13 protein-coding genes, 1 tRNA gene and 1 pseudogene are annotated in these 15,747 nt (G+C 38.5%); 13 read left to right on the plus strand and 2 right to left on the minus strand.

What is annotated here, in order from left to right:
- Both PVV65_RS04270 and PVV65_RS04275 read left to right on the plus strand, forming a co-directional pair.
- Nucleotides 1-215: pseudogene (locus tag PVV65_RS04270) on the plus strand (late control protein); the annotation flags it as partial.
- A gap of 40 nt (nucleotides 216-255) precedes the next feature.
- A complete protein-coding gene (locus PVV65_RS04275; RefSeq protein ID WP_273721122.1) occupies nucleotides 256-402 on the plus strand; it encodes a hypothetical protein in 147 nt (48 codons plus the stop codon).
- 617 nt (nucleotides 403-1,019) lie between these two features.
- Here PVV65_RS04275 and PVV65_RS04280 read toward each other — a convergent pair.
- A tRNA-Gly gene (locus PVV65_RS04280) sits at nucleotides 1,020-1,094 on the minus strand.
- 178 nt (nucleotides 1,095-1,272) lie between these two features.
- Between PVV65_RS04280 and PVV65_RS04285 the strand changes: the two genes are divergently transcribed.
- The 7 genes from PVV65_RS04285 (at nucleotide 1,273) to PVV65_RS04315 (ending at nucleotide 9,397) form a co-directional block, all read left to right on the plus strand.
- Nucleotides 1,273-2,250: an ABC transporter substrate-binding protein gene (locus tag PVV65_RS04285; protein WP_273754007.1), complete on the plus strand. Its 978-nt coding sequence runs from the start codon at nucleotides 1,273-1,275 to the stop codon at nucleotides 2,248-2,250.
- A 61-nt stretch (nucleotides 2,251-2,311) separates the two neighbouring features.
- Nucleotides 2,312-3,208 carry an ABC transporter permease gene (locus PVV65_RS04290; RefSeq protein WP_273754008.1) on the plus strand — a complete coding sequence of 299 codons (897 nt, stop codon included), beginning with the start codon at nucleotides 2,312-2,314 and terminating at the stop codon, nucleotides 3,206-3,208.
- Nucleotides 3,201-3,995, plus strand: coding sequence for an ABC transporter ATP-binding protein (locus PVV65_RS04295; protein WP_273754009.1), 795 nt, complete (start codon nucleotides 3,201-3,203; stop codon nucleotides 3,993-3,995). Before PVV65_RS04290 ends, PVV65_RS04295 begins: the two co-directional genes overlap by 8 nt.
- 4 nt (nucleotides 3,996-3,999) lie before the next feature.
- Entirely contained in the window at nucleotides 4,000-5,040 is a 1,041-nt protein-coding gene (gene holA / locus PVV65_RS04300; RefSeq protein WP_273754011.1) for a DNA polymerase III subunit delta, read from the plus strand.
- Nucleotides 5,041-5,989: 949 nt separating this feature from the next.
- Nucleotides 5,990-6,922: a prephenate/arogenate dehydrogenase family protein gene (locus PVV65_RS04305; protein ID WP_273789332.1), complete on the plus strand. Its 933-nt coding sequence runs from the start codon at nucleotides 5,990-5,992 to the stop codon at nucleotides 6,920-6,922.
- Nucleotides 6,923-8,034: 1,112 nt separating this feature from the next.
- Nucleotides 8,035-8,886 (plus strand): YihY/virulence factor BrkB family protein, encoded by an 852-nt coding sequence (locus PVV65_RS04310; RefSeq protein ID WP_273754013.1) that lies wholly within the window; start codon nucleotides 8,035-8,037, stop codon nucleotides 8,884-8,886.
- A 34-nt stretch (nucleotides 8,887-8,920) separates the two neighbouring features.
- Nucleotides 8,921-9,397: a YaiI/YqxD family protein gene (locus PVV65_RS04315; RefSeq protein WP_273789333.1), complete on the plus strand. Its 477-nt coding sequence runs from the start codon at nucleotides 8,921-8,923 to the stop codon at nucleotides 9,395-9,397.
- A 1-nt stretch (nucleotide 9,398) separates the two neighbouring features.
- On the opposite strand, the gene PVV65_RS04320 is transcribed toward PVV65_RS04315, so the two are convergent.
- Nucleotides 9,399-10,097: a TlpA disulfide reductase family protein gene (locus PVV65_RS04320; protein WP_273789334.1), complete on the minus strand. Its 699-nt coding sequence runs from the start codon at nucleotides 10,095-10,097 to the stop codon at nucleotides 9,399-9,401.
- Nucleotides 10,098-10,129: 32 nt separating this feature from the next.
- Between PVV65_RS04320 and argH the strand changes: the two genes are divergently transcribed.
- The 4 genes from argH to PVV65_RS04340 all read left to right on the plus strand — a co-directional run bounded on the left by argH (nucleotide 10,130) and on the right by PVV65_RS04340 (nucleotide 15,590).
- Nucleotides 10,130-11,530, plus strand: a complete 1,401-nt coding sequence (argH, locus tag PVV65_RS04325) for an argininosuccinate lyase (protein ID WP_273789335.1) — start codon at nucleotides 10,130-10,132, stop codon at nucleotides 11,528-11,530.
- Between the two features lie 53 nt (nucleotides 11,531-11,583).
- Complete coding sequence (locus PVV65_RS04330; protein WP_273789336.1) at nucleotides 11,584-11,763, plus strand: LPS translocon maturation chaperone LptM; 180 nt, start codon at nucleotides 11,584-11,586, stop codon at nucleotides 11,761-11,763.
- Between the two features lie 9 nt (nucleotides 11,764-11,772).
- On the plus strand, nucleotides 11,773-13,047 hold the full coding sequence (gene lysA, locus PVV65_RS04335) for a diaminopimelate decarboxylase (RefSeq protein WP_273789337.1): 1,275 nt from the start codon (nucleotides 11,773-11,775) through the stop codon (nucleotides 13,045-13,047).
- A gap of 116 nt (nucleotides 13,048-13,163) precedes the next feature.
- The gene (locus PVV65_RS04340) at nucleotides 13,164-15,590 is read left to right on the plus strand and encodes a TIGR02302 family protein (protein ID WP_273789338.1); all 2,427 of its coding nucleotides are present in this window, start codon (nucleotides 13,164-13,166) and stop codon (nucleotides 15,588-15,590) included.
- Nucleotides 15,591-15,747 lie beyond the last annotated feature (157 nt).

The raw sequence follows: 15,747 nt of genomic DNA on the forward strand, positions 1-15,747 counted from the left end.
GACTTTGCCGTGCTGTGGGCAGTGGTTCTTTAAGCCTTGAGGGGCGCCCTGAAATCATGGCGGGTCAACCGCTGCTGCTTCAAGGGTTTCGAGGCGAAATCAATGGACCATGGAAAGCCGCTACCGTGACCCACCGCTACGAAAAGCAAAGTGGTTACACCACAGAAATCACACTCGAAGCACCAGACAAGGGAAAAGAAGCAGGGGAAAAATAAACCTTCGAGAAACATAAAATCAAAGGGTCAACTTGACCCTTTGATCGGTGATGATGAACATTTAGAGCAATTGGTGCAACTTGCACCAATTGCTAAAAGGAGCAATAGTGCAAACATTGCACAATTGCATGATGAAGAAAAATTGGGTCAAGTTGATCCTATTTTTGAAATATTCAGATCACAATGAAATTTTATGTGAAGGAAATGGAAGATCAAAAATGCAACCTGCTCCTTTGATCGGTTGTAATGCTTTCTGAGATCAACGTGCAATGTTTGCACTTTGGGTGGGAGAGCAATGGGGACAACTTGTCCCTATTCCTTAAAGAATAGGATCAAGTTGATCCAATTGCATGAGTTCAGCAATAGGGTAATGTTTACCCAATTCCTCAAACAAGTAATGGTACAAAAATTGCGCAATTGCATATCGAAGTGTAATTCGGTCAAGTTGACCGAATTCCTCAAAGCTTCTTTTGTTTTAATAATGCCTCAGAAAACTGAAAAGCTGTCACTCACTTTATGTTAAAAGAAGAGATACCTTTTTATGCATGCTGCTTCTCAAATAATGCGATTGTAATACGATTCTGGCAAAAGAACTGATCATTAAAAATCATAATTTTTAGGAGAAGAGAAAGAAATTCATTAAAGAGGCTCTAAATGATCTTTGAAAGGTCTTTGAAGACCCTTTGAAAACACCTTAAAAACCCTTTAAAAGAAAATAAATTGGTACAAAACCTGGTGTCAAAATATACAAAACCCGCTGACAAGCTACAACGAATAAATCAAAATTCAATAATCAAAACTTAATGGAGCGGGCGATGGGATTCGAACCCACGACCCCAACCTTGGCAAGGTTGTGCTCTACCCCTGAGCTACACCCGCTCACTGATTCGATACATACTTTGCTTGTATGGCTTAGGCTTCTATGAATTGCAACAAAAAAATATCATCTCAGTTTGATTTATTTTGTCTATGTAATAAAATAAAGATTGATTTTAGAAGATTTTTTAGTAATAAATTACCCCCTTTTTAATTTTTGCATGGAGAGGGGTGGAATATAATGTTGAAGAGAATAAGTATATTAGGGATTGTCGTTGCAGCTGTTTTTATGATGAACAGTGCTGTAAAAGCGGATGACCAAGTTAAACACGTTAAAGTTGCTTTAACACAAATTATGATCCATCCTGCGGCGGATGCTGTTCGTAAAGGTGTGGAAGATGTTCTTGCAGAAAATGGTTATAAGCAAGGTGAAAATTTTCAACTGACCTTTTTATCAGCACAGGGAAACATTTCAACAGCAACACAAATTGCACGTAAATTTGTTGGTGATAAACCCGATGTTATTGTAGCGATTACCACGCCTTCAGCACAAACAATGCTTGCAGCAACAAAAACAATACCTATCGTCTTTGCGGCGATTTCTGATCCTATCGGAGCTAAAATCGTTTCTTCGCTGACTAAGCCTGGCGGCAATATGACGGGGAGTTCTGATCGTATCGATGTTGCTGAAAGTGTTAAACTTTTGCAGGAAGTAAAACCAGATTTGAAAAAAATTGGTTATCTTTATAATGCTTCTGAAGCAAATTCTGTTTCAACCCTTAAGACGTTAAAGGATGTCGCAAAAAAAACTGGAATTGAAATCATTCCTTCATCGGCCCCAAAGCCTTCAGATGTTCAAGCAGCAACACGCGCTTTAATCGGGAAGGTTGATGTTATTTTTGTTCCTGCTGATAATACGATTCTGTCTGTTTTAGAGGGAGCCATAAAGGTCACCCAGGAAGCCAATATGCCTGTATTTACTGTTGATGCGAATACGATAGGACGTGGTCCTTTTATGACGCAAGGTGTGAATTTCTATGATGTTGGGGTTGATGCTGGGAAGTTGGTTGTGCGTATTCTAAAGGGTGAAAAGCCTGGTGATATTGATGTTGTGCAGGCAGCTAATAATGACATTCGAATTGATCTGAAAGCAGCAGAAAAGGCGGGGATTGTTATTCCGCAGGCCGTTATTGACCGTGCAACAAAAGTGATTCAATAACTTTTGTTGATAGGGTGTTAATACAATAAAAACTGTTTAGTTTTCTTGGGGATTGCTTTACATGAATATATTTGCCTTTTCTGGCGCTGTGGAATTAGGTCTTATTTATGCGTTTGTGGCTATAGGAGTTTATCTCTCATTTCGTGTTTTGGATTTTCCGGATTTGACAGTTGATGGCTCGTTTCTTCTTGGGTCCTGTGTCTGTGGCGTCTTGATTCTTTTAGGTTTTAATGCATGGACAGCTATGGCATGTGCTTTTTGTGCGGGTATGGTAGCAGGTTTGCTAACAGCTCTGTTGAATTTGCGTTTTGGCATTTTGAATCTTTTGGCTTCTATTTTGACAATGTCAGCACTTTATACAGTGAATCTCCGTATTATGGGGATTATGGGAGGCTCTAATATTAATTTGGCGCTTTCTGATACGGCTTTAACACCCTTTTATAATTTGTTTGGGTTACCTGATATCTTTGTGCGTCCTCTTTTCGTTGGTGCTGTATTGCTGGTGGTGGCATTCTTGATCTGGCGCTTTTTGGAAAGTGAAATAGGTCTTGCTATGCGTGCAATGGGAGCTAATCCACAGATGGCGACGGCGCAAGGGGTTCATACTTCAGCATTGATTTATTTTGGTATGGGGCTCTCTAATGCTTGTGTTGCGCTTGGTGGTTCTCTTTATATTCAAACTGCAATTGCAACAGATATTACCGGTGGAATTGGTACAATTGTTTTTGGGTTGGCTGCTGTGATTATTGGGGAAACGCTCTTTCGTACGCGCAATATTTTTTGGATTATAATCAGCTGTATTGTGGGGTCAGTTCTTTATCGTGTGGCCGTGCAATTTGCATTTGAGGCTAATGGAATTGGTATTGATACGTCGACAGATCTTCAGTTGATTACGTCACTGTTGGTTGTGTTAACTCTTATTGTACCACGCTATTGGAGGAGGCGTAAACGTGATTGAGCTTTTTCATGTTGGGGTCACATTTAAACCGCAAACGCCTTTGGAAAAACAGGCTTTAATTGATATTAACCTCAAAATTGATCAGGGTAGCTTTGTTACGGTTATTGGTTCAAATGGTGCAGGTAAATCAACGTTGCTCAGTGTTTTGGCGGGAGCAACACTTCCCTCGACAGGAAAAGTGGTTATCAATGGACAAAATGTTTCTAGGCAATCAGTTAGCGAACGCGCTGGGAAGGTTGCCTGTGTTTTTCAAGATTCTTTAAAGGGAAGTTGTGGTTCTTTAACAATTGAAGAAAATTTAGCTCTTGCCGCTCTTCGCGGAAATCGTCGTGGTTTGCGTTCAGCTTTAAACCATGAAAAAAGACAATTTTTTCGAGAGAAAATTGCTCAATTAGGCATTGGTCTTGAAGCATATATTCAAAATCCTATGGACAGTTTATCCGGTGGACAACGCCAAGCTGTTTGTCTTGTGATGGCAACATTAGCTCATGCAGATGTTTTATTACTTGATGAACATACCTCAGCACTTGATCCTGGAATGGCTGATTTTGTGATGCGGTTGACTGAAAAAATCGTTGAAGAGAAAAAATTAACGACTATTATGGTAACCCATTCTATGCGTCAAGCTCTTGATTATGGCGATCGTACTCTGATGTTGCATGGTGGAAAAGTGATTTTGGATGTCTGTCATGAAGAACGTAAGGGATTGAATGTTAATGATTTAATTCATATGTTTCAGAAAGTTCGCGGGGACGTTCTTGATAATGATGAACTGTTAATGGATTAATAATGTGGCTCAGAAAAAAGCACATGAGGTTGATCAATTTCTAACGCGTTTCTCACGTTCTTTTCCTATTGTTCTCATTTATGGGCTAGATCGTGGTCTTATTTGTGAACGTGCCAAACGTTTTGCTAGGCTTACAAAGGTCGCAATAGAAGATCCATTTTCGACAATCCGTTTGGATGCTGCTGAAATTGATAAAGATCCCGCACGTTTGGAAAATGAAGCGCGTACTTTCTCGCTTTTTGGGGGAGACCGTTTGATATGGATCTCTAATGCTGCTAACCAAAAAGGTTTTCTTGCCGCCTTGAAACTTTTAATTGAAAAACCACCAGAGCAGAGTTTTATACTTATTGAGGCAGGCGATTTAAAAAAAGGAACAGGATTGCGCAATACTATTGAAACGGCAGAAAATGCAATGGCTTTGCCCTGTTTTGCTGATGATATGCGTTCTCTTGACGGTTTGATTGATGAGGTTTTAGGACAGTTTAAGAAGACTCTTTCTTTAGATGCACGTAGATGGTTGCATGAAAGTTTAGGGGTAGATCGTCTTGTATCACGAGGTGAATTAGAAAAGCTTTGTCTTTATGCTTCAAATGTTCATATTACCCTTGAAGATGTGAAAGCTGTTGTAAGCGATGTAAGTGCTCTTTCTCAAGATGAAGTCATTGATGCCCTTTTGTTGGGCGATATATCAGGCTTTGAAGCACATTTTAATCGATATGCAGCATTGCAGGGAGCGCTTTTTTTTATTTTAAGTACAGCACAGAGGCATTTTCAGCAATTACAGCTCTTGCGTTATCAGGTAGAGGTTGAAGAAAAATCGCCTTTTACGGTGATTGCTCAAGCGCGTCCTCCCATTTTTTTTCAACGGAAAAAAATTGTTGAACAAGCTTTAAAATATTGGAAATTAGAACAGATTTCTTACGCAATGGAAAAAATTCAGAGGGCTGTTTTAGAAAGCCGTAAAAATCCGCTTTTGGGTGAAGCCATTATTCGTCAAGCTTTGTTAGGACTCACAATTATTGCACGACGCCAAATGGCAGCTTAACATATTTAAAAATATGATAATTTTTTATTTTGCGTATAGCACAAGGGCATTTTCAGCAATTACAGCTCTTGTGTTATTAGGTAGAGGTTGAAGGAAAATCGCTTTTTACGGTGATTTATCAAATGCGTTCTCATATTTATTGTTCATAGAACCTTTAGTGAAGTGAATCATACGGGTGGTGAGTGGTATAAGAGGGCAGATAAATCTTGCATATTCGGTATTTTTTATGAGAATATGGGGTGGATATTAGAGGGTTTGAAGATGTCGCGTTCTTCATACAAAAAAATATGACAGAATGTATTTATCTTACGAATTTATGCGCTTTCTTAAAAACATTTTTCAATGCGTGTCATATCTACTTCACAACGGTGCTCATAAATAGGATAATGGTAAAGCTTCTCGTAAATGCCATTAGTAGGCACTATCGTCTTTACGTTTAATAAAAGTGTACCGGAACTCATTGCGTACTTTGCTAACTTCTACTGTTGCGTTAGTTCTTGAAATTAGAGAGTGTGAGGCTTTTTATTTCTTCTTTTAAGTATTTTTATACATATACTATCCATCTTGTGAGGTGCAAAAGACGTGATTTTGATTAAACTTAACATAAGAAGGCTTAAAATGAAATAATTCTGCGGTATTTAAGAGGTCTCTTTCAATATATAATATAAAATAATATAATTATCTTTATAAATCAAAGTGTTGAATTTTATTAAGCAATGAAATAAGAATTTAGAAGTTTGGTTTTAAATTTTTCGTTACATATTTTTTGCATTTTCTAGATAAAATGATCTGTTGTTCGTTTGCGTAGGTGATGATGGGTAAACAGCGTTATTCTCTCGTTGTAGTTTTTTAATATTTTGAGCATAACTCTTGAATAAACAAACAAAAAAGTCGTGATTTTTTTACAACTATCTTTGTTGCCATTGAAAAAAATCTTTAAAGGTGAAAGATGTTCCATATTCAATTTGAAAAAATAGCACTCATTGGAATCGGTTTGATTGGATCTTCTTTAGCAAGAGTGATTAAAAAGAAAAATCTTTCAGCTCAGATTTCTATTGCAACGCGTCGACAAGAAACACTGGAAAGAGCGCGTGAATTAGAACTTGGAGATTTTTATACAACGGATAATGCAAAGGCTGTTGAAGGCGCTGATCTCGTTATTATTTCTGTTCCTGTTGGAGCGAGCGCAGAGGTGGCAAAAAACATTCACAATCATTTAAAGTCAGGAGCGATTGTGAGTGATGTTGGTTCTACAAAAGAATTGGTTATTACAGAAATGGCGCCTTTATTGCCAAAAACGGTTCATTTTATTCCGGGACATCCCATTGCTGGAACGGAATATTCGGGACCAGATGCTGGTTTTGCTGATTTATTTATGAATCGCTGGTGTATTTTAACGCCTTTTGCGGAGAGTGATGCAGCGGCAGTCGCACGGTTGACAGCGTTTTGGGAAGCTTGTGGGGCGCGTGTTGAAAAGATGGAGCCTAGGCATCATGATCTCGTTTTAGCAATTGTTTCACATTTGCCACATTTGATCGCTTATAATACTGTTGGGACAGCGAGTGATTTAGAAAAAGTAACCAATTCAGAAGTGATTGCTTATTCTGCTTCCGGTTTTCGTGATTTTACGCGTTTGGCATCTTCCGATCCTGTCATGTGGCGCGATATTTGTTTACATAATAAAGAGGCTATTTTAGAAATGTTGGGTCGTTTTAGTGAAGGACTTGCTTTTTTAGAACAGGCAATTCGTATAGGTGATGGTGAAACACTGTTTAATTTTTTTACGCGTACGCGTGCTGTGCGCCGTAATATCATTGCTGCGGGTCAGGAAATTGATGCCCCTGATTTTGGGCGTCATAGCGTTTCTAAAGAGGGAATGTAAAATAAGAGATTTTTGAATTTTGTGCTGTTGTTTTGCTTATTCTTATCACGCCTTTAGATATCTGTTCTTTTAAATTGTTTGTTGTAATGAAGATATGGTATTGTTTTCAGTCGTTTGTGTATGATAAGTGGCATTGCTTACCTTTATCTCCAACCCTGTGCTCCAAAATGGTTTTTGCCCTCCCAGAGGGGGGCTTGTTGTTTTGGTTAGCCAATTCGCGTAAATGAGAGAGAAAAGAGATAGACTTCAAATTCAATTTATTTCATATCAATGGACATGTAATTCTTATTAGTCATGTCTGTAAAAGGAAAGAAGTCATTTTTTGAAAGATAAAAGCTTTGTTCAATAATTTTTTGTATTGCTGAGGGTAAAGACTTATAAAATGCTTTTATGGTGTTATTATTCACATTATCGAGCTAAGAATTATAGCCCTATAAATTTGATTTTTACGAATATAACCAAGAGATTGATGAGGGATTTTTTAGGGACAGGGTATTTGTATGAATGTCTGTAAATCAATGCAAAGCTAGATTGTATTATGGGTGCTGTCTCGTAAAAAATGTTTTATGAAAACAGAGGCGCATTCTTCAATCGATGGTCAGTATATTTTTTCTGGCAATTGTAAATGAATATTCAAATCTCATAAAGCAACATGTTTGAGAAAAATATTCATATGATTTAGTGTACTCGTTTTTTAGCTTTTATGTGCTTGTTTGGAGTGAGAATATTCTATCTGCTTGATTGGTCTTTTAAAGCAGGGAAAAACTTTATTTGAGAACAATATATAAAGGCGTAAATATAAAAACTCATTTCCGCCTATTCTCTTTTAATTTAAGCGTTAAAAAGGAAAGAAGCACTCATGGAAATATCTTTGTTTCAGATTTTATTTTTTTGTGTTCTTTAATAGAGAGCAGTTTTCAATATAAAATAAAAAGCTCTAAATAGGAGATAATTTGTTTGGTAAAATTCGTTGGCTTTTCAGTTTTTGAATAGGGTGAGGCTTGACCACATGGATTATTGCCCTTTATACTAAAAAATGTTTTTTTAAGTCTTGATGCTTTTATACAGCATGAGATAACTAAAAAAAGGATGTTACCAGAAAGTATTGAGATTTGTTAAGAAGTATCTTTTGGTATGGCTATCGTATTTTTGGTGACGCAATAAGTCATTATTGGCGTGATAGTGGAAGTGCTTTTGCAAGCCATGTTGCGCTGTCAGGCCTTTTAGCATTTTTTCCTTTTTTTATTTTTGGAACATCTTTTGCTCGTTTTCTCGGGGCTTTTACCTATACACCGCAAAAAATTAAAGCGCTCGTACAGCTATTGCCTGATGTCATTGCTGAGCCTTTATCTCAGGAAATTGTCAATGTTTTAACCCTTCATCAAGGAGGTGTGTTGACGCTTTCTGTCATTGGAGCGGCTTATTTTGCTTCTAATGGAATAGAGGCTTTGCGTACAGCTTTGAATAAAGCGTACCGTGTGACTGATCGACGGAGTTTGTTATTTTGTCGTTTTCAAAGTTTGTTTTTTGTCATCCTTGGAGCTTTTGGTCTTGTTGTGATGAGTTTTTTATTGATTTTAGCGCCTTTGCTGATCAAAATTATGCAAAATCATTCTTTTTTTATGACTGAATATATTGGGATTATTCGTTTATGGCGTTATACAATTGCTGTCGTTATTTTGTTTATCAGTCTTTTGATTGTTCATAAATGGCTTCCAGCAGGAGAGCGGAAGTTTATAGATATTTTACCGGGAATCGTGGTGACAATGTTTGTATGGTTTATGGCTTCTCTTGCTTTTGCGCACTATTTAACGATGTTTGATTATATTTCAACCTATGCGGGGTTAGCATCTATTATGGTTGCCATTATTTTTCTTTACATATTAAGCGCAATTTTTATTTTCGGGGGTGAAATAAACGCTGCAATAATGTTTTATCGCAATTGTTGGCAATCGCCTCGGTGAATGAAAAAACTGTAGATCATATGAAAGCCAAAAGATGGCGCAAGGAATAAGACCAGCTATTACTTTATTGGTTGATGCGGATGCCTGTCCGGTAAAAGCTGAAATTTATCGTGTTATGAATCGTTATCAGCTTAAAACATTTATTGTCGCAAACCGTTTTCTTTCTCTTCCCCAGGAAGAACTCATTGAAAGAATCGTTGTTTCTGATGGGCTTGATAGGGCTGATGATTGGATTGTAGAACACGTACATGAGGCGAGTATCGTTATTACTAGTGATATCCTTTTAGCAGCACGGGTTGTACGGTCTGGTGGGCTTTGTCTTTCGCCAACGGGGCGTATTTTTGATAACAATTCAATCGGTCAAGCTCTAGTCGTACGCAATTTGATGGAAGATTTGCGAGGTCAGGGACATATCACAGGAGGACCACGTCCTTTTTGTAGAAAAGATCGTTCTGCTTTTTTGTCAGCGTTGGATTGTCAAATCCAACGTTTAAAAAGATGTGGTTATTAGATTATTGTGCTTCTTTCATGACAGCTTTTATGAGTGTTTTGGCTTCATTATTGGCCCATGGCGCTGCTCCATTATAGGAAGCGATAAGATACCCCTTTTCATCAATGAGAAATGTGATGGGGAGCCCTAAAGCAAGTCCTTGTTTTCTCATGTCGTTGAAGATATTCATGGTTTCATCGCGATAGTAGACTAAATTATCTGCATGAATGTCTTGCAAAAATTGCTGAATTTTTTCCACAGAAGCGGCTTTATCGATATTAATCGCTATAACATCAAAGTTTTCTCCACCCAGTTCGCGTTTTAATGCTGCAAGTTCAGGCATTTCTGTGCGACAGGGAACGCACCAGATAGCCCATAGATTGATGAGTATCGGTTTTCCGTTAAATTCAGCGATTGTGTGGTCTTTTCCTTGAATATCCTTAAAAGAGAGGGTATTCATATCTAAGGGTGTATCCATAAATCGCATGTGAGCAAAAAAACCTGTTGCGGCTTTTTGGACTATTATCATTTTTTTGTCTTGAATTTTTTCTGTCTTTTCTTTTGAAATGGCGTTGGCAAAAGAGGAGACTGTCTTGTCATGATGATTTTTTATTGCGTATAAACTGATACCAACTAAGATAATGGCAACAAAAAAGGATGCTATGAAAATTTGCCTCTTTTTGTTTTTCTTTTTTGGACTATTAAAATTTTGAAGAATCATGATTTTGTCCTTTTTATGGGTGTTTTTAGAATATGACAGATGAGAAGTTAAAGAATCCAATGTGGGGAGGACGGTTTATCGCAGGACCTGCTACAGTTATGGAAGAAATTAACACCTTAATTGATGTTGATCAAAAACTCTATCGGCAAGATATTCAAGGTTCGCTCTCTCATGCTGAGATGTTAGCGCAAACAAAGATTATTTTACAGTCTGATTATGAAAAAATTTCTCATGGTTTAAAAATTATTCTTCAAGAAATTGAAGAAGGGACATTTGTTTTTTCACGAAAGCTTGAAGATATTCATATGAATATTGAAGCGCGGCTGAGTGCGTTGATTGGTCCTGTTGCTGGGCGTTTGCATACGGCGCGTTCACGCAATGATCAAGTGGCTGTTGATTTTCGGTTGTGGGTTCGTGAGGCATTACAGAAAATAGCACAAGCTTTAAAGGAGTTGATAAAACAGTTACTTGCTCTTGCAGAAAAACATGTCAATACCTTTATGCCTGGATTTACACATTTACAATCGGCACAGCCCGTTACATTGGGTCATTATATGATGGCTTATGTTGAAATGTTTGGTCGCGATTTATCGCGGATGCGTGATGCTATTGAACGAATGAATGAATCACCTTTGGGGGCTGCGGCTTTGGCAGGAACAAGTTTTCCGATTGATCGCTTTATGACAGCACAAGCACTAGGTTTTCGAGAACCTACACGCAATTCAATAGATAGTGTTTCTGATCGTGACTTTGCCTTGGAATTTTTAAGCGCTGGTGCTCTTTGTGCCATGCATCTTTCGCGTTTAGCAGAAGAAATCATTCTTTGGTCAAGTCAACAATTTTGTTTTATTCGTTTGTCAGATGCTTTTTCAACGGGTTCGTCTATTATGCCACAAAAGAGAAATCCTGATGCGGCCGAATTAGTACGGGCAAAAGCAGGTCGATTAAATGGTGCGCTTATGGGACTGTTAACGGTGATGAAAGGGTTACCGCTTGCTTATTCAAAGGATATGCAAGAAGATAAACAATATGTGTTTGATGGGGCTTTGAGTTTAGAATTATCACTGGCGGCAATGACAGGAATGATTGCTGATTTGAACGTGAATAAAGAAGCCATGAAACAAGCCGCAGATTTGGGATATGCAACAGCGACAGATTTTGCTGATTGGCTTGTTCGCGAATTAGGAATTCCTTTTCGTGAAGCACATCACATGACAGGGCAAGCTGTGGCATTGGCAGAAAAAAAACAGTGCCGTCTTCAGGATTTATCATTGGATGAGCTTCAAACAATATGTCCTGATATCAATGTGACACTTTTTGATGTTTTGACTGTTGAAAAATCTGTTGAAAGTCGCAAAAGCTTTGGAGGAACAGCGCCTTTAGAGATCCTTCGGCAAATTGCCTATTGGAAAAAACGCCTTGTGAGCGCTTGAGTGATTGTATTTTAAAGGTAAAAAAAAGAGATGAAGATAAGGAAAGAGGGCAGATGAAAATTATAATAAAGGGGTTTATGATTGTCCTTTTGGGGGGCGTTGGTGTTGTTGGGTGTGGGCGTAAAGGATCATTGGAGGAACCTCCTGCAAGTTTGGGAAAGTCTGTGCAGGGAACATCTGCTGTTAAAAGTGAAGATGATCAACCGTTTATTCTTGATCGTTTTATAAAGTAGGAGGAAAATATGAATTTTTTCCCCTACCATCAAGGCATGCTTCATGCTGAAGGGTGTTCGCTTGCGGCTCTTGCGCAGGAGGTAGAAACTCCTTTTTATTGTTATTCGGCTAATGCATTGGTTACACGTTTTAAGGACTATCAAAAGGCATTTCAAGGGATGCCCAGTCTGATTGCTTATGCGGTTAAAGCCAATTCTAATCAAGCAATTTTACGGCTTTTAGCAGCAAATGAGGCGGGCGCTGATGTGGTTTCAGAAGGTGAATTACGGCGCGCCCTTGCTGTTGGTATTCCGGCACATCGTATTGTTTATTCTGGTGTTGGCAAAACCGTGAGAGAGATAGATTTTGCTCTTTCTCAGAATATTTATTGTTTTAATGTTGAATCAGAACCAGAACTTGAACAGTTGTCACAACGTGCTGTTGCTTTGTCAAAGACAGCGCGTGTTTCATTGCGCATTAATCCAGATGTTGATGCAAAGACTCATAAGAAAATTACAACAGGGAAATCTGAAAATAAGTTTGGTATTCCATTGATATTGGCGAGAGAGGCTTACAAAAAGGCTGTCTCTTTACCTGGATTGCATGTTTGCGGTATCGATATGCATATTGGCAGTCAAATTTGTGATTTAAAGCCGTTTGAGGAGGCATTCCTTCTTATTGCAGATTGTGTGCGTCAATTGTGGAGCGATGGTTATGCAATAACGCATATAGATATTGGTGGTGGGCTTGGTATTGCCTATGGTTGTGAACAACATAGCGTACCCTCTCCTTTTGATTATGCTGCGCTGGTAAAGAAGCATATTGCTCCTTTAGGGATTAATATTGTTGTGGAGCCGGGGCGCAGCATTGTGGGTCAAGCTGGTGTGTTGGTAACCTCTGTTCTCTATTTAAAAAAGGGACAAGGGCGAAATTTTGTTATTGTGGATGCGGCGATGAATGACCTGATGCGTCCAACGCTTTATGATGCTTGGCAGAATGTCGTCCTTGTGAAACAAGCAGTAAAAGACGCTCCTCTTATTCGTGCAGATATTGTGGGTTCCGTTTGTGAGACTGGTGATTATTTAGCATTAGATCGCCGTTTGCCGATTTTGACATCCGGTGATCTTTTGGCAATTACGCAGGTTGGGGCTTACGGCGCTGTGATGGCAAGTACTTATAATAGTCGACTTTTGATCCCTGAAGTTCTCGTTCAAGATACGCGTTATGCGGTTATTCGTCCACGTCTTGATTATGCGCAATTGATGAAATGTGATCATATTCCTAGCTGGATCGAAAATTCTTAAATGTTTTTGGTCTTATTTTTACTAAACTTTGATGAAACAATTTATTTTCTGGAAATTGTCTTATATGGATTTTATGATTTTAATACATCACGGTAAAAGGGGAAAAATGCTTGTTTATGAAAAATAAAAACATCAGGAGCTTTGAAATAAAGCTTTTGTGTGTGCGCATTTTGATGTGGGGGATTCTTTCATTTGAACGGATATGGATACGGTTGTTGCCATTTTTCCTTGTTCTCAGTCTCTTTTGTTCGTTTAGCTGGTTAGGGCTTTTTGGCGTTTTAGGCTATTGGTCCCATTGGCTCTTACTTGGGGTTTTACTTGTTTTTACTGGGGCGAGTTTATTTTTTCTTATTGGTTTTCGGTTTCCTACAATGCGGGAAGTGGATCACCGTCTTGAACGTGTTAATAATCTTAAACACAAGCCTTTGAATATTCAGACAGATCACATATGTTCTGAAATTGAAGAAGATTTTAGTGCTGTTATTTGGCGTGAGCATCAACGCCGAATGGCAAAACAATTATACCATTTAAAAACTGGATTTATTTCTCTTAATAGTGCAGCTTATGATCCTTTGGCTTTGAGGGCTTTGTGTGTCCTCCTTTTTGTGTGTGCCTTTAGCTTTTCTTTTGGTTCACGTGGTGGACGTTTGGCTGATGCTTTTGATTTTCGTCCTGTGATTGATGAAAAATTCATGCGGATTGATGCATGGGTAACACCACCTGCTTATACCGGCGTGGCGCCAATTTATTTGACAAAAGATGAGAAGACACAACTGGAAATTCCTGAAGGAAGTGATGTGGTTGTGCGTGTTGTCAATGGGGCTGGTGTTACAGTTAAAGCAAAAAATGTAGAAGATGGGCAGAAAGTTTTGTTTTCAGAAAAAACGGAACAAACAGCTTTCAATGATCCAATTGTTCATTTTGAAACCCATTTAGAGCATTCAATGGATTTGTTTATCTCATCACGTCGTAAAAAACAGCAGTGGCATTTGCAGGTGATGAAAGATAAGAAACCAACAATTGATTGGCTGGAAAAACCAGGGCGGATTTTAACGGGGTCGTTAGAGTTGCAGTATGTGTTGGATGATGATTATGGTGTGACAAGGGCTTTTGTTGAAATAGAGCCTCTTTTTCAGCATAAAAATGCTTCTTCTCTTTATCAAGCACCAGAAATAAAGCTTCTTCTCCCACGGGGTGGAAAAGGCAAAATGCGGACAGTGCATGATGTCTCAGCGCATCCATGGGCGGGTTCGCAAGTCAAAATTACTTTGGTGGGAGAAGATGGTGCGGGGCAGAAAGGGCGTAGTAAAACTTTTGTTATGATATTACCGCAGCGTGTTTTTTCAAATCCTGTTGCGCGTGCGGTTAGTGAATTGCGTCGTTTACTTGCTCTTGATGTTGCTGCGAGAGAACGTGTATTGGATATGCTTTCTGCTTTGCTGGTGCGTCCAGAAAAGGGGCTTCAAAATGTAACACATTTTCTTGTTTTACAGAGTGCGTGGACAAGGCTTTCTTTGGCACAAACAGAAGAGGATTTGCGTGGTGTGGTGGATTATTTATGGCAGATTGCTTTAGGCCTTGAAGGCAATCAGCTTGAATCTGCGCAAAAAAATTTAAAACAAGCACAAGCTGCTCTACGCGATGCACTGCGATATGGTGCTCCACCGGCAGAAATTGAACGGCTCATGGCAGATTTACGTCAAGCTATGGATGCGTATATTCAAGCTTTGGCTGAAAAAGAGCCAGATAGTCAAGTTTCTAAAAATTCTAAAAGTTCAAAACACCCTAATCTTTCTGAAGATACATTACAAGAAAAATTGAATCTCATTGAAGAAATGGCTAAAATGGGTTCTTCTTTAGCAGCGGAACAGCTCTTGGCGGAAATTGAACAGACGCTTGACCATTTGCATGTGCAAAAAGGCAATAAAAATGAGGGAGAAAAAAGTCAATCTGCGCAAATGAAAGAAAAGATGGACAAACTTGGTGATTTAATGCGTCGTCAGCAAGAAATTCTCAATGAAACACATCAGTTAGAGATGAAACAAAAACGCGGGGAAAATGTACTGGAAAAACAAAAAAAATCTTTAAAAAAACGTCAGGCTGAATTGCAGTCTGAATTATCAACATTAGAAAAAGAATTGTCAGAACAGGGATTTGAAACAGGTGGTGCATTGAAAAAAGCAGAAGAAAAAATGAATTCTGCAGAAGATGCTCTTGATCATGAAAATCATCAGGCATCTATACAAAATCAGTCTGATGCTTTGGAATCTTTGCGACAAGGTGCCCAAAGTGTTTTGAAAAAAATGCGTGAAAAACTCAAAGAAACAGGAAATGCTCAAAACGCTGATTCTGGTCCCAAAGATCCGTTAGGACGTCCACTTTCTTCAAAAACAGATAAAGGACAAGAAGGTGAGGCATTTCCACAAGAAAGTGATCAAATGCGTACGCGGCAAATTTTGGATGAAATTCGAAAACGCCTTGGCAAGGAACATATTCCAGAAGTAGAAAAAAACTATCTTGAAAGATTGCTGCATTTTAATTAACAAATTGTTGGCTTTTTTCTTAATTAAAGCGCTTGTAGTACAATAATCACCTATTGTACGTTTTTTAGGGTGATTTAAGTTTAAAATGTGAAATATTAAAATGTTCGCTATTGCGGAGAAAGCGTAAAAGTCCATATAGGTTGAGTAGATAAAAGCT

The sequence above is a fragment of the Bartonella sp. ML70XJBT genome (assembly GCF_028618425.1).
In the GTDB taxonomy this organism is placed as follows: Bacteria; Pseudomonadota; Alphaproteobacteria; order Rhizobiales; family Rhizobiaceae; genus Bartonella.

What these genes read in the sequence shown, in the direction of transcription:
- PVV65_RS04320 (WP_273789334.1), bottom strand. Translation starts at nt 10,097, where the DNA reads ATGATTCTTCAAAATTTTAATAGTCCAAAAAAGAAAAACAAAAAGAGG.
- PVV65_RS04290 (WP_273754008.1), top strand. Translation starts at nt 2,312, where the DNA reads ATGAATATATTTGCCTTTTCTGGCGCTGTGGAATTAGGTCTTATTTAT.
- PVV65_RS04305 (WP_273789332.1), top strand. Translation starts at nt 5,990, where the DNA reads ATGTTCCATATTCAATTTGAAAAAATAGCACTCATTGGAATCGGTTTG.
- argH (WP_273789335.1), top strand. Translation starts at nt 10,130, where the DNA reads ATGACAGATGAGAAGTTAAAGAATCCAATGTGGGGAGGACGGTTTATC.
- PVV65_RS04340 (WP_273789338.1), top strand. Translation starts at nt 13,164, where the DNA reads ATGAAAAATAAAAACATCAGGAGCTTTGAAATAAAGCTTTTGTGTGTG.
- lysA (WP_273789337.1), top strand. Translation starts at nt 11,773, where the DNA reads ATGAATTTTTTCCCCTACCATCAAGGCATGCTTCATGCTGAAGGGTGT.
- PVV65_RS04315 (WP_273789333.1), top strand. Translation starts at nt 8,921, where the DNA reads ATGGCGCAAGGAATAAGACCAGCTATTACTTTATTGGTTGATGCGGAT.
- PVV65_RS04285 (WP_273754007.1), top strand. Translation starts at nt 1,273, where the DNA reads ATGTTGAAGAGAATAAGTATATTAGGGATTGTCGTTGCAGCTGTTTTT.
- PVV65_RS04330 (WP_273789336.1), top strand. Translation starts at nt 11,584, where the DNA reads ATGAAAATTATAATAAAGGGGTTTATGATTGTCCTTTTGGGGGGCGTT.